The sequence below is a fragment of the Neoroseomonas alkaliterrae genome, from assembly GCF_014199195.1.
In the GTDB taxonomy this organism is placed as follows: Bacteria; Pseudomonadota; Alphaproteobacteria; order Acetobacterales; family Acetobacteraceae; genus Neoroseomonas; species Neoroseomonas alkaliterrae.
In genome coordinates this window covers 132283-145175 of record NZ_JACIJE010000008.1, presented here as the reverse complement: position 1 = coordinate 145175, position 12893 = coordinate 132283, and the positions used below count along the sequence as shown (strand labels likewise).

The following is a 12893-nucleotide window of genomic DNA, read 5'->3' as shown; positions in this document are numbered from 1 at the left end:
GCTTGACGTCGTTGCGTAAACCCTTTGGCCGGTGGGGCCGGGGGCCAGAGGCACGTGCGTACTGCGTCTGGGCGGGGCTATACGCCCGCCGCCCTGCGACGCAAAGCGAAAAATGCAGGGTCCGTCCGAATTTTTTCTAAGGAGGCGCCGGAAGTCCCGGAATCCCGCCAGGGGCGGGTGCGGGCTTCCGGCGTTTCGCCCCGCGAAGGAGGCATTCGGCCGGAAGCTTCGCGGCCGCTCAGGCGGCCTTGGCCGGCGCGCCGGCGTTCTCGTTCGCAGCCCGCCGCAGCGCCGCCTGGTAGCGGTCGCGCCGCCATTGCAGCAGCCGCCAGGCGCCCTTGGCGGCGATGTCCGCCATGCGCCCGCGCGGCTCGAGGCCGATCGTCTTGAAGATCATGCCCATGCCGCGCTCGATGTGGCGGAAGCGGTAGAAGCCCATCGCGCGGCCCATGTAGCCGGCGATGCAACGGTCATGGTCGTAGGGCAGCGAGGCATCCTCGTTGCCGCAGTGGAAGGCGTAGGCGAGCTCGTCGTCCTCGCTCTCCCCGATGCGGCCGAGCGCGACGCGCAGCCGGCGCGTGAATGAGAGATTCTCCCGCGCGAGGTAGCGCTTCAGATGGTCGTAGAACAGCTTGAAGTGCCGATACTCATCCGCGGCGATGAGGCGGCAGATCTCCTTCAGCACCGGCTCATCGGTCGAGTCGCCGAGCGCCGTGTAGTAGGAGGAGGTGCCCGTCTCGACCATGCAGCGCGCGATCAGCTCCCCGCTGCGCGAGCCGCGGATGGAGGCGTCCGCGTCGAGCTGGATCTTGTATCCCGCGCGGTAGCGGGCGAAGGCATCGAGGAAGTTCCAGGACGGGTCCGCGAGTTCGCCCCAGCGCCCGAGCGCGTCCCCGTGCTGCGTCTCCTCCACGCCCCAATGCTCGGCGGCGGCGCGGAAATCGGGGTCGTCGTGGAACACGCGCGTGAGGTAGGTGACGTAGTCGGCCGCGTTGCGCTCCACCATGGCGGCGGCCTTGACCAGCGGAACGACCTCGGGATCGAGCCTGGAAGGGTCGAACCGGTGCCAGGCCACCTCGTCGATATGCCAGTGCTTCATCGGTCGTTGTCCCGGGCGGCTGTGACGCTGAACCTCTTCCTAACCTTCGGCATGCTTCGGTGGCAATCTTGGGGCGCAGCGGCGGTGGCCGCCCCTCGTCGGGGGCCGGCGCGCCGCTGCCAATCAACTGCCGGAGAACCTCGTTGAAGCTTCTGTCGAAGGAACGGGCCCTGGACATCGGCCGGGGCGCCTATGATCACGTCGTCGCCAGGACGCCGCTCGGCGCCGGCAACGACGCCACGAATCCGCACAACTGGCACGGAACGACCTATATCGGCGGTGTCGGCATCCCGACGCCGAGCTTCTTCGGGGACGGAACCGGCGTCGCGGGCATCTGCGTCGCCCAGCTCCGGAAGGACTACGAGGCGAAGGTCGAGGCGGACGGCGTCACGGAAGAGATAGACCGTCTCTTCCTGCTCGCGGAATTGACCGGCCAGGCGGGCTGCGGCAACTGCGCCGAGGTGACGGCGGCCGTCATCGTCTGGCTCATGAAGCACCGCGTGGAGGGGCCCATCGAGAAGATGAGCTACGCCGATGGCGACCACACCTTCTGCGTCCTGAACCGCGACTGGAACACCCCGGTCAACGAGCCCGCGCACTGGAACGAGGCGGCGGTGTACATCGATGTCTGGCGCAGGGATTTGAGCCTCGGCCGCGACATGGCGCTGAGGAACCGGCGCAACTTCGGCAGGTTCGGGGCGCCCGCCTACGGCTTCACGGTGAACCAGCGGTGGGAGCGCGGCTGAGGCCGCGCCGGCTCAGGCCGCCTGCGCGGCCTCGAGCATCGCGCGCGCCGAGAGCAGCCGCGCCATCGCGGCCTCGCGCTTCTCCGGCGCCGCGTCCTGCGCCTCTGCCAGCGCCTTCTCGCAGGCGGCGATGCGCGCCTCGGCATCGGCGCGGGAGAGTTGCGCGACCGGCGTCGCCTCCTCCGCGAGGATGGTCACCCGGCCCGGCGTGATCTCGGCGAAGCCGGCGGCGACGAACAGCTTCTCCGTCTCCTGCCCGTTCTCGCGCACGGAGATCACGCCGCCGCGCAGCGCCACGATCATCGGCGCATGGCCGGGCAGGATGCCCATCTCGCCCTCGGCGGCGGGGATCACGGCCATCTCCACGGGGCGCGAGAGCAGCAGCTTCTCGGGGGAGACGAATTCGAGCTGGAAGGTGGCCATCCGTGCAAACCCCTACGACATCACGGGAGGCGCGCCGCGCCCCCGCCATACAGCATTCACGCCCGGCGCCCCATGCGCGCCAAGGCACGCCACGACGGACACCGAGCCTGCCCGGGCCGATACCGCCCGCTCGGCCCGCCCCTCCTGCCCGCCGGCGGCAGCCGCCGCGGCCGAGGGGCTGGCCGGATCAGGCCGCGGCCTTGAGGCCCTCGGCCTTCTTCACCGCCTCCTCGATGGTGCCGACCATGTAGAAGGCGGCTTCGGGGAGGTGGTCGTACTCACCCTTGCAGATCGCGGCGAAGGACCGGATCGTGTCCTCGAGCTTCACGAAGACGCCGGGCGTGCCGGTGAAGACCTCGGCCACGTGGAAGGGCTGGGAGAGGAAGCGCTGGATCTTGCGCGCGCGCGCCACGATCAGCTTGTCCTCTTCGCTCAGCTCGTCCATGCCCAGGATGGCGATGATGTCCTGCAGCGACTTGTAGGTCTGCAGGATCTTCTGCACCTCGCGCGCGGTGTTGTAGTGCTCCTCGCCGACGATGCGCGGGTCCATCGCGCGGCTCGTCGAGTCGAGCGGGTCCACCGCCGGGAAGATGCCGAGCTCGGCGATCGAGCGGTTGAGCACCGTGGTGGCGTCGAGGTGCGCGAAGGAGGTCGCCGGCGCCGGGTCGGTCAGGTCGTCCGCCGGCACGTAGATCGCCTGCACGGACGTGATCGAGCCCTTCTTCGTGGACGTGATGCGCTCCTGCAGCGCGCCCATGTCGGTGGCGAGCGTCGGCTGATAGCCCACCGCCGAGGGGATGCGCCCCAGCAGCGCCGACACCTCCGCGCCCGCCTGGGTGAAGCGGAAGATGTTGTCGATGAAGAAGAGCACGTCCTGGCCCTGCTCGTCGCGGAAGTATTCCGCGATGGACAGGCCCGAGAGCGCGACGCGCGCGCGAGCGCCGGGCGGCTCGTTCATCTGGCCATACACCAGGGCCACCTTGGAACCCTCGGTCGTGCCCTCGCCGAGCTTGATGACGCCGGCATCGACCATCTCGTGGTAGAGGTCGTTGCCCTCGCGCGTCCGCTCGCCCACGCCGGCGAAGACCGAGACGCCGCCATGCGCCTTGGCGACGTTGTTGATCAGCTCCTGGATGGTCACGGTCTTGCCGACGCCGGCGCCGCCGAACAGGCCGATCTTGCCGCCCTTCAGGTAAGGGGCGAGCAGGTCGATGACCTTGATGCCGGTGACCAGGATCTCGGCCGCGGTCGCCTGCTCCTCGAAGGCCGGGGCGTCGCGGTGGATGGTGTAGTACTTCTCGGCCGCCACCGGGCCGCGCTCGTCGATCGGCTCGCCGATGACGTTGAGGATGCGCCCGAGCGTCGCGGGGCCCACCGGCACGGCGATGCCCGCGCCGGTGTCCACCACCTCGGTCCCGCGCACCAGGCCGTCGGTGGTGTCCATCGCGATGCAGCGCACCGTGCGCTCGCCGAGGTGCTGCGCCACCTCGAGCACCAGCGTGCGGTCCTCGACCTTGCAGTGCAGCGCGTTCAGGATGGCGGGCAGGTCCTGCGGGAACTGCACGTCCACCACGGCGCCGAGCACCTGCGTGACCTTGCCGACATTGTTCTTCACGGCGGAAATCCCCTGATCGATCGGCGCCGCCTCGGCGGCATCGGACTTCTTCTTCGGTGCACGCGCCATCATACAGCCTCCGCTCCGGAGATGATCTCGATCAGCTCCTTGGTGATGTTGGCCTGGCGGGTGCGGTTGTAGTTGAGAGTGAGCTTGTTGATCATCTCACCCGCGTTGCGCGTCGCGTTGTCCATCGCCGTCATCTGGCTTCCGAAGAAGCCGGCGGTGGTCTCGAGCAGCGCGCGATAGATCTGCACGGCAAGGTTCTGCGGCAGCAGCGAGGCGAGGATCTCCTCCTCCGAGGGCTCGTATTCGTAGAGCGCCTGCGGCCCGGCGAGGCTGTCCTCCTCTGTCTCCGGCACGGCGGCCGGGATCAGCTTCTGCTCCGAGGGCGTCTGGGTGATGACGCTCTTGAATCGGTTGTAGAGCAGCGAGCAGACGTCGAACTCGCCCCTCTCCAGCATGGCGGTGATCTGCGCCGCCACCTCCGCCGCGTCCTCGAAGCCGATGGCCTTCTTGTTCGCGTAGGAAATCTCGCCCACGAAGCGGGAGGCGAACTCGCGCTTGAGGAACGCCGCGCCCTTGCGCCCGAGCGTCAGCAGCTTGACCGTCTTGCCCTGCGCCTCCAGCTCGCGGATGCGCAGGCGCGCGAAGCGGCCGATATTCGTGTTGAAGGGGCCAGCGAGGCCGCGATCGCCGGAGACGACCACGAGCAGATGCACCTGGTCCGACCCGGTGCCGACCAGCAGGCGCGGCGCATCCGGCTGGCCCGCGACCGCCGCGCCGAGCGAGGCGAGCATCCGCTCCATCCGCTCGGCATAGGGCCGCGCGGCCTCGGCGCGGGACTGGGCGCGGCGCAGCTTCGCCGCGGCCACCATCTTCATGGCCTGCGTGATCTTGCGCGTGGATTTCACGCTGTTGATCCGGTTGCGCAGGCTCTTCAGGCTGGGCATGGCTCGCTCTCCGCGCCTTCCCCGCTCAGCCGAAGGACTTGGCGAAGCCGTCGAGGAAGGCGACCAGCTTCGCCTCGGTCTCCTTCTTGATCTCGCGGTCGGTACGGATCGCCTCGAGGATCCCGGGCTCGCGCGTCTTGATGTCGGCGAGCAGCCGGCGCTCGAACTCGCCCACCTGGCTCACCTGGATGCGGTCGAGGTAGCCGCGCGTGCCGGCGAAGATCGCCACCACCTGCTCCTCGACCGGCACCGGCTTGAACTGCGGCTGCTTCAGCAGCTCCGTCAGGCGCGCGCCGCGGGCGAGCAGCGCTTGCGTCGTCGCGTCGAGGTCGGAGGCGAACTGCGCGAAGGCCGCCATCTCGCGGTACTGCGCGAGCTCGAGCTTGATGCGGCCGGCGACCTGCTTCATCGCCTTGATCTGCGCCGCCGAACCGACGCGGGAGACCGAAATGCCGACATTCACCGCCGGCCGGATGCCCTTGTAGAAGAGCTCCGTCTCCAGGAAGATCTGCCCGTCGGTGATGGAGATGACGTTGGTCGGGATATAGGCCGAGACGTCGCCCGCCTGCGTCTCGATCACAGGCAGCGCCGTCAGCGAGCCCGCGCCGAAATCGTCGTTCATCTTCGCCGCGCGCTCGAGCAGGCGCGAGTGCAGGTAGAACACGTCGCCCGGATAGGCCTCGCGCCCCGGCGGGCGGCGCAGCAGCAGCGACATCTGGCGGTAGGCGACGGCCTGCTTGGAGAGGTCGTCGTAGAAGATCACCGCGTGCATGCCGTTGTCGCGGAAGAACTCGCCCATCGCGCAGCCCGAATAGGGGGCGAGGAACTGCATCGGCGCCGGGTCGGAGGCCGTCGCCGCGACGATGATCGAGTATTCCAGCGCGCCCTGCTCCTCGAGCGTCTTGACCAGCTGCGCGACGGTCGAGCGCTTCTGCCCGACCGCGACGTAGATGCAGTAGAGCTTCTGCTTCTCGTCGCCGGAGGCGTTGATCGGCTTCTGGTTGATGATCGTGTCCACGATCACCGCCGTCTTGCCGGTCTGGCGGTCGCCGATGATCAGCTCGCGCTGGCCGCGGCCGATCGGGATCAGGCTGTCGATCGCCTTGATGCCGGTCTGCATCGGCTCATGCACGGACTTGCGCGGGATGATGCCGGGCGCCTTCACCTCGACGCGGGCGCGCGTCACGTCGGTCAGCGGCCCCTTGCCGTCGATCGGGTTGCCGAGCGCGTCCACCACGCGGCCGAGAAGGCCCTTGCCCACCGGCACGTCCACGATGGACTGCGTGCGGGAGACGGTGTCGCCCTCGCGGATGTTCTTGTCGTCGCCGAAGATCACGACGCCGACATTGTCCGCCTCGAGGTTCAGCGCCATGCCGCGGATGCCCGCGCCGGGGAACTCCACCAGCTCGCCGGCCATCACGTTCTGCAGGCCATAGACGCGCGCCACGCCGTCGCCCACGGTCAGCACGGTGCCGACCTCGGCCACGTTCGCGTCGGCGTCGAAGCCGGCGATCTGCGCCTTCAGGATTTCCGAGATCTCGGCAGGACGGATATCCATGGTCAGGCGGCCCCTTTCATCGCGTACTGCAGGCGCTGCAGCTTGGACTTGATGCTGTTGTCGTAGAGGCGGGAACCGATCCGCACGATCAGCCCGCCCAGGATGGATGCGTCGACCTGCTCGGCCAGCCGCACGTTGGAATAGCCCGCCTCGGTCAGCCGCGCGACGATCTGCGCGCGCTGCGTCTCGGTCAGCGGATGCGCGGTGGTCACCTCGGCCGTCTGCTGGCCGCGGCGCTCCGCGAGCAGCGCGCCGAAGGCCTGCGCCACGGCGGGCAGCGCCGCGAGGCGCCGGTTGGTGATCATCACGCCGACGAGGTTGCGCACCTCGGTCCCGATCCCGGCCCGCTCGAGGATGGCGAAGGCCCCGGCGCGCTGCTTGGCGCCGTCGAGCCGCGGGTCGGCGATGAAGTCGCGGAAGGACTTGTCGTCCCGCCAGAGGCCGAACAGCGCCTCGAGATCGGCGGCGATGCGGTCGAGCGCCCCGGGATCGTCCTTGCGCCGGTCATCGGCGAGGCCGAGCAGCGCATGGGCGTAGCGGGCGGGCGCACCGACCGGGTTCGGGGCGGAGGAGGCGGTCTGGATGGTCTCGGCAGCGGCCACGAGCGGGTCCCGGTCCTGTTCTCGGCGTGGGCAACGGCATAGGACAAGGCCGCGCGAGGGCTCCCCCCGGCGGCGGGCGGGCGCTTAACACAGGGTATGCCGCACCGCAACCGACCGGGCGGCAGAATCCGCGCGCGGCCACCCTTCCCCGCACCGCGCGGCGTGCCATGCTGGCCGGCGATGGCGGACCGCTTCTTCGGCTGGCGCGTGGTCGCCGCGGCCTTCGCGCTGGCCAGCTTCGCCTGGGGCATCGGCTTCTACGGCCCCGGGGTCTGGCTGCATGCGCTGGCCGAGGGGCGGGGCTGGTCGGTCGGCCTCGTCTCGGGCGCCATCACCGTGCATTTCCTGGCCAGCGCCGCCCTCGTCACGCGCCTGCCGCGCCTGCATGCGCGCTTCGGCCCCGTCGCCGTGACCCGCGCGGGCATCCTGCTGGCCGCGGCCGGGGCGCTCGGCTGGGCGCTCGCGCCCGCGCCCTGGGCGCTGCTGCCCGCCGCGCTGCTGACCGCCGCGGGCTGGGCGGTGACCAGTGGCGCGGCGATCAACGCGCTGATCTCGCCCTGGTTCGAGGCCCGTCGCCCGGCGGCGCTGGCCATGGCCTTCAACGGCGCCTCGATGGGCGGGATCCTGTTCGTGCCCCTCTGGGCGGCGATGATCGCCTGGCTCGGATTCGCCCCCGCGGCGGGGCTGATCGGCCTCCTCGGCATCCTCGCGCTGTGGCCGCTCGCGCGGCGCTATTTCGGGACCAGCCCGGCGGCGATGGGCCTGCATCCGGACGGCGCCGCCGCCCCCCCCGCCCCGCGCGCGCAGCCGCCGCGGCCCGGCGCGCTGTGGTCGCAGCCGGCCTTCCGCAGCCTCTCGGCCGCCTTCGCCATCGGCATGGTGGCGCAGATGGGGCTGCTTTCGCAGGTCTTCTCGCTGATGGCGCCGGCGCTCGGGCCGCGCGGGGCGGGCTGGGCGCTCAGCCTCGCGACCATCTGCGCGGTGCTCGGCCGCACCGCGGTGGGCTGGCTGCTGCCGCCCGGGGCGGACCGGCGGGTGGCCGGCGTGCTGAACTTCCTCGTGCAGGCGGCGGGCTCGGTGGCGCTGCTCGCCGCGGGCGGCGACTCGGCCTGGCTCTACCTGGCGGCCTGCGTGCTGTTCGGCCTCGGCCTCGGCAACCTGCTCTCCCTGCCCATGCTGATCGCGCAGGCGGAATGGCCGCCCGCGCAGGTCGGCGCGGTGGTCGCGGCGCTGACCGCGGTGAACCAGGCCTTCTATGCCTTCGCGCCAGGGCTGTTCGGGCTGATGCGCGACCTCGCCGGGGACTGGACGGTCGGCGCCGCGGCGCTCGCGCTGCAACTCCTCGCAGCCGCGGTGCTGCTGCGGCGCTGAGCGCCCGCGGGCGGCCCGCAACGCCTTCGCCAGGGCGCGGCCCCGCCTGGACGCGCCGCATCCCGCGCGCGAGCATCCCGGCCATCCGCCGGAGGACGCGCCATGCTCGACAACCCGCCGCTGATCACCATCCATCGCGGCCATCGCCGCCCCGGCCGCGCGCTGGTCGAGGCCTTCCGCGGCGCGCAGACCTCGCATCTGGTCGATGCCATGGATGGCCGCGGCGCCCTCGACCACCGCATCAAGCCCATGGACCCGGCCAATGCCGCCTTCGCCGGCCCGGCCCTGACCGCGCTCGCCTATCCGGCCGATGTCGTCGGCGTCTATGGCGCGCTGTGGGAGGCCGAGCCCGGCGATGTCATCGTCGTCGCCAACGACGCCTATGCGGGCACGGCGGTGGTCGGCGACCTCGTCGCGGGCATGTTGCGCAACAAGGGCGTGGCCGCCTTTGTCACCGACGGGCTGGCGCGCGACCGGGCGGGGATCGTCGCCACCGGATTGCCGCTCTTCGCCGCCGGCATCATCCCGGCCTCGCCCGCCGCCAACGGCCCGGGTGTGGTGGGCGCGCCCATCACGCTCGGCGGCCAGCATGTCCGGCCGGGCGACATCGTGGTGGGCGACGCCGATGGCGTCGTGATCGTGCCGCGCGACCGGGCCGAGGCGGTGCTCGAACGCCTTGCCGCCGTCCGCGCGGCGGAGGAGCAGGCCATCGCCGCCGTCGCCGCCGGTGCGACCAGCACGGAGCGGATGCGCGCCATCATGGCCGGCGCGCGCGTCATCGGCCCGTGAGCGGATCCCACAGCGGCATCCCGAGCACCGCCGCGCCGAGGATCAGCGCGTAGCCGGCGCGGCGGAAGGTCCGCTCGCTGGCAAGGCCGAAGAGCCGCGTCCCGCCCCACAGCGCCAGGGCGTAGGTCGGCCCCGCCGCCAGCGCGAGCCACGCGCTGTCCCAGCCGATCAGCCCGCGCCAGGCCAGGGCTGCCGTCACCGCCGCCGTCAGGATGGCGAAGTAGAGGTTCATGTTGGCCCGCACGATCACCGCCGGCGCGGAACGCCCGAGCCACCAGACGGCCGGCGGCACGCCGCCCAGCATCGCCGTCCCGCTCATCAGCCCGCCCGCCGCGCCGACGCCGAGCGTCAGCGGCGCCGAGCCCCGCCCGCGGTAGCGCCAGCCCGAGGCGAGCACGGCGACCGCCAGCAGCACCAGCCCCGTCAGCCCCCAGCGCAGCGCGACGGGGTCGCTGTGGGCGAGGATCAGCGTGCCGATCGGCACCGCGCAGACGGCGCCGCCCGCCATCACCGCGACCTCGCGCCGCTGCGCGTGCCGCCAGGCATTGGGCAGGAAGACGAGGCAGGAGACGCATTCGAGCAGCGCCAGCACCGGCACCGCCGCGCGCGGGCCCACCGCGGCCGAGGCCAGCGGCACGAAGACCAGCGCCGCGCCGAAGCCCGAGAAGCCGCGCGACAGGCCGCCCAGCAGGGCGGCGAGCATGATGCCGAGAAAGGCGCCCGACTCGGGGAGGCGGGCCAGAAGCGTTTCCATCCGGGCGGAGCCTCCGACGGGACGGGCGGCGCGTCCAGGGCATGGCGGGCGGCTTCCTCCGCCGCCCTGGCCCGTCGCCCTGCCGCCCTGCCCTGAGGCGAGAGCCTGCGCCGCACGGTTCGGCGGCCATCTTCAGCCGGACGAGCGAGCGTGTCGGACCGGGGCCGGCGCCGGTGGCGCCGCGGCCGCGGGCGCAAGGCAGGCCCGCCCTCCGCTCGGTTGTCGCCTCCCATGGCGCGGTCTAATCACCGCCTCCATGACACCGCCCCCGGACGCCGCGCCGCCCGGCCCGTCCCTCTCAGCGCCGTCCGACGGCCCGCTGCCCGCCCTGCGCGCGCGCATCGCCGCGGGGCTGATCGCGCGCGACCCCGCGCAGGAACTCGCCGCGGAGAAGCTGCAGGATCTCTGGCGCCGCACCCGCGGCTACGACCCCAAGGCCGAGCCGCCCGAGACCGGCGGCTTCCTCTCCCGCTTCCTCCGCCGCAAGCCTGTGGAGGAGGCGCCGGAGGGCGCGCCGCTCGGCCTCTACCTCGTGGGCGAGGTCGGGCGCGGCAAGTCCATGCTGATGGACCTGTTCTTCGCCAGCGCCGAGGTGCCGCGGAAGAAGCGCCTGCACTTCCACCAGTTCATGCAGCAGGCGCATCGCCGCATCCATGCCTGGAAGCAGCAGCACGGCGACACCGCGGACCCGATCCCCCCGCTCGCGGATTCCATCGTCGCCGAGGCGGCCCTGCTCTGCTTCGACGAGTTCCAGGTCCACGACATCGCCGACGCCATGATCCTCGGCCGGCTGTTCGAGGCGCTCTTCGCCCGCGGCGTGGTGGTGGTCGCGACCTCGAACACCGCGCCCGACGACCTGTTCAAGGGCAAGCCCGGCCGCGACGCCTTCCTGCCCTTCATCGCGCTGATCAAGAAGCGGATCGAGGTGCTGGTGCTGGAATCCGCGCGCGACTACCGGCGCGAACGCATCCGCGGCCTGCCCACCTGGCACGTCCCGCCCGACGGCCGGGCCGAGCGCGCCCTCGATGCCGCCTTCGCCGAGCTGACCGGCGACACGCCCGCCAAGCCGACGAAACTGACGCTGCTCGGCCGCGCGGTGGAGGTGCCGCAGGCCGCGCGCGGCGTCGCCCGCTTCGAGTTCGACGACATCTGCGGCAAGCCGCTCGGCCCGGCCGACTACCTCGCCGTCGCGACGCATTTCCACACGCTGGTGATCGACGGCATCCCGCGCCTCGGCCCCGAGAACTTCGACAAGGCGCGCCGCTTCATCACCCTGATTGACGCGCTCTACGAGCACCGGGTGAAGCTGGTGGCGAGCGCGGAGGACCACCCGGACCGCCTCTACGAGCGCGGCGAGAACGCGGCGATGTTCGAGCGCACCGCCTCCCGCCTGATGGAGATGCAGAGCCAGGACTACCTCGCCCTGCCGCACCTCACCTGACACCCGGCGGCCCGAGGGCGGGGCTTCGTCCGCCGGGCATCAGCCTCCGACGCCGTCCGCCGGCATGGGCGGCCCCTCCCCGCGCAGGAAGGCATCGAGCGCGGGCAGCATCTCCGGCAGGCCGGCGGCCCAGCGCGCCGTGACCGGGTTCAGCGCCTCGAGCCAGACGAGGTGCCTAAGGCCCATCAGCCGCGACAGCCGGGCCATGCAGGTGGTCAGCTGCGCCCCCGCCACGGTGCCGGGCATGATCTCGAACACCGCGGTGCCCGGCCGCGCCAGCAGCAGATGCGCGAGCCCGCCGCCATGCGGCGCCGCGATCGCCTCCGCCCCGCGCACCAGCCGCGCCTGCGCGGCATAGGGCATGCCGGTGAAGGTCACGGCGCGGAAGCCCCGCGCGGCGAGCGCCGCCTCCACCGCCTCCTCGTTGCCGAGCCGCCGCTTGGCGCTGTCGCGCCGCGAGATGTAGAGCCGCCGCGCCGGCCCGCCGGGCGGCTCCGGCGCGGCATCCACCGCCGCGCGCAAGGTCTCGAGCAGCCGGCGATGCGCGCCGAGCGGGGCGATGCTGCCCGCCCCGAAACTGCCGAGGAACAGCCGCCCGACGCGCAGCGCGTCCCCCGCGGGCAGGACGGGCAGCGCCGCCCCGCCGGCGAGGCGCAGGCTCTCGAGCACGAAGCCCGCCGCGTCGTCGCGCACCACCACGGGGATGTCCGGCGCGCCCGGCTCGAAGCGCCAGGCGAGCGAGGGCAGCCAGTCCGCGAGCCAGTGGTAGATGCTGTTGTGCGTCTCGGCCGCCAGCGCGGCCTCGGCGACCGAAGGCGCGCCCGGCATGGCGGCGCGCGAGGCCTCCGGCACCGCCTGGCCCTGGTCGAGCACCACCTGCCCATTGGCCAGCCAGACCTGGCCCAGGCGGTTGACGAAGACGTCGCGGAACTCGACGACATCGGGCGGCGCGCGGGTGGCGAGCGCGGCCTCGAAGCCGCCGATCGCCGCGCGGTAGGCCTCGATCACCACCGCGGGCACCCCCGGCGCGGCGAGGATGCGCGCCGCGCCCGGCCCGGGATGCGGTGCGAGCGGGCCCTCCGCGAAGGCATGCGGCGCCGGCACGGGCGCGGCGGTGGCGCGGTTGGCATAGCGCCGCGCCAGCGCGCCCGCGCTCGCGCGCAGCTCCGCCCGGGCTTCGGGCGCGCGCGCGATCCGGCCCAGGAGCTGCACGATGGTCGGATAGGCCGCCGCATCGGCCATCGCCGCCGGGTCGGCGTGCAGCACCAGCCAGGCCTCGTCCGGCCGGTGCGCGAAGGCGAGGCGCCAGGCCAGCCGCGCCCGCCGCGCCGGCGGGATGTCGGCCTCCACCGCCGCCAGGACGGCGGCGCGCAGGGTATCGGGCCGGTCGTCGCGCAGCGCCGCGGCGAGGAAGGTCGAGACCAACGGCAGCGGCATCTGGCGCGGCGGAACCTCGCGCAGCGCAGCGGTGACGGCCGCCCAGTCCGCGCGCGCCGCCGCGGCCTCCACCGCCTCCATGAAGGCCGCGCGAAACCGCGGCCG

At 72.4% G+C, this 12893-nt stretch carries 12 protein-coding genes; 4 read left to right on the top strand and 8 right to left on the bottom strand.

Annotated features, from left to right (window positions below):
* Nucleotides 1-238: 238 nt before the first annotated feature.
* The gene (locus FHS88_RS14620) at nucleotides 239-1099 is read right to left on the bottom strand and encodes a ferritin-like domain-containing protein (RefSeq protein WP_184486082.1); all 861 of its coding nucleotides are present in this window, start codon (nucleotides 1097-1099) and stop codon (nucleotides 239-241) included.
* Nucleotides 1100-1242: 143 nt separating this feature from the next.
* Between FHS88_RS14620 and FHS88_RS14615 the strand changes: the two genes are divergently transcribed.
* A complete protein-coding gene (locus FHS88_RS14615; RefSeq protein ID WP_184486078.1) occupies nucleotides 1243-1845 on the top strand; it encodes a hypothetical protein in 603 nt (200 codons plus the stop codon).
* A gap of 12 nt (nucleotides 1846-1857) precedes the next feature.
* On the opposite strand, the gene atpC is transcribed toward FHS88_RS14615, so the two are convergent.
* The 5 genes from atpC to atpH all read right to left on the bottom strand — a co-directional run bounded on the left by atpC (nucleotide 1858) and on the right by atpH (nucleotide 6996).
* Nucleotides 1858-2268 (bottom strand): ATP synthase F1 subunit epsilon, encoded by a 411-nt coding sequence (gene atpC, locus FHS88_RS14610; protein ID WP_184486075.1) that lies wholly within the window; start codon nucleotides 2266-2268, stop codon nucleotides 1858-1860.
* Between the two features lie 187 nt (nucleotides 2269-2455).
* A complete protein-coding gene (atpD, locus tag FHS88_RS14605) occupies nucleotides 2456-3883 on the bottom strand; it encodes a F0F1 ATP synthase subunit beta (RefSeq protein ID WP_408902414.1) in 1428 nt (475 codons plus the stop codon).
* A 68-nt stretch (nucleotides 3884-3951) separates the two neighbouring features.
* Nucleotides 3952-4836, bottom strand: coding sequence for a F0F1 ATP synthase subunit gamma (locus FHS88_RS14600; protein WP_184486072.1), 885 nt, complete (start codon nucleotides 4834-4836; stop codon nucleotides 3952-3954).
* Nucleotides 4837-4861: 25 nt separating this feature from the next.
* A complete protein-coding gene (gene atpA, locus FHS88_RS14595; RefSeq protein ID WP_184486069.1) occupies nucleotides 4862-6394 on the bottom strand; it encodes a F0F1 ATP synthase subunit alpha in 1533 nt (510 codons plus the stop codon).
* A gap of 2 nt (nucleotides 6395-6396) precedes the next feature.
* Nucleotides 6397-6996: an ATP synthase F1 subunit delta gene (atpH, locus tag FHS88_RS14590; RefSeq protein WP_338146583.1), complete on the bottom strand. Its 600-nt coding sequence runs from the start codon at nucleotides 6994-6996 to the stop codon at nucleotides 6397-6399.
* A 180-nt stretch (nucleotides 6997-7176) separates the two neighbouring features.
* Here atpH and FHS88_RS14585 point away from each other — a divergent pair, with 180 nt between their 5' ends.
* Together FHS88_RS14585 and FHS88_RS14580 are read left to right on the top strand one after the other, a co-directional pair.
* Complete coding sequence (locus tag FHS88_RS14585; protein WP_184486066.1) at nucleotides 7177-8367, top strand: MFS transporter; 1191 nt, start codon at nucleotides 7177-7179, stop codon at nucleotides 8365-8367.
* Between the two features lie 102 nt (nucleotides 8368-8469).
* Nucleotides 8470-9156, top strand: a complete 687-nt coding sequence (locus FHS88_RS14580) for an RraA family protein (RefSeq protein ID WP_184486063.1) — start codon at nucleotides 8470-8472, stop codon at nucleotides 9154-9156.
* On the opposite strand, the gene FHS88_RS14575 is transcribed toward FHS88_RS14580, so the two are convergent.
* Entirely contained in the window at nucleotides 9143-9910 is a 768-nt protein-coding gene (locus FHS88_RS14575; RefSeq protein WP_184486061.1) for a sulfite exporter TauE/SafE family protein, read from the bottom strand. The two genes, FHS88_RS14580 and FHS88_RS14575, sit on opposite strands and share 14 nt — an antisense overlap.
* 256 nt (nucleotides 9911-10166) lie before the next feature.
* Here FHS88_RS14575 and zapE point away from each other — a divergent pair, with 256 nt between their 5' ends.
* The gene (zapE, locus tag FHS88_RS14570) at nucleotides 10167-11351 is read left to right on the top strand and encodes a cell division protein ZapE (protein WP_184486058.1); all 1185 of its coding nucleotides are present in this window, start codon (nucleotides 10167-10169) and stop codon (nucleotides 11349-11351) included.
* A gap of 39 nt (nucleotides 11352-11390) precedes the next feature.
* Here zapE and FHS88_RS14565 read toward each other — a convergent pair whose 3' ends face one another.
* Nucleotides 11391-12869: a glycosyltransferase family 61 protein gene (locus FHS88_RS14565; protein ID WP_184486055.1), complete on the bottom strand. Its 1479-nt coding sequence runs from the start codon at nucleotides 12867-12869 to the stop codon at nucleotides 11391-11393.
* Between the last annotated feature and the right edge of the window lie 24 nt (nucleotides 12870-12893).

Coding starts and splice junctions, on each gene's coding strand:
- FHS88_RS14620 (WP_184486082.1), bottom strand. CDS start 1,099: ATGAAGCACTGGCATATCGACGAGGTGGCCTGGCACCGGTTCGACCCT.
- atpC (WP_184486075.1), bottom strand. CDS start 2,268: ATGGCCACCTTCCAGCTCGAATTCGTCTCCCCCGAGAAGCTGCTGCTC.
- FHS88_RS14600 (WP_184486072.1), bottom strand. CDS start 4,836: ATGCCCAGCCTGAAGAGCCTGCGCAACCGGATCAACAGCGTGAAATCC.
- atpA (WP_184486069.1), bottom strand. CDS start 6,394: ATGGATATCCGTCCTGCCGAGATCTCGGAAATCCTGAAGGCGCAGATC.
- FHS88_RS14585 (WP_184486066.1), top strand. CDS start 7,177: ATGGCGGACCGCTTCTTCGGCTGGCGCGTGGTCGCCGCGGCCTTCGCG.
- FHS88_RS14580 (WP_184486063.1), top strand. CDS start 8,470: ATGCTCGACAACCCGCCGCTGATCACCATCCATCGCGGCCATCGCCGC.
- FHS88_RS14575 (WP_184486061.1), bottom strand. CDS start 9,910: ATGGAAACGCTTCTGGCCCGCCTCCCCGAGTCGGGCGCCTTTCTCGGC.
- zapE (WP_184486058.1), top strand. CDS start 10,167: ATGACACCGCCCCCGGACGCCGCGCCGCCCGGCCCGTCCCTCTCAGCG.
- FHS88_RS14565 (WP_184486055.1), bottom strand. CDS start 12,869: ATGGAGGCGGTGGAGGCCGCGGCGGCGCGCGCGGACTGGGCGGCCGTC.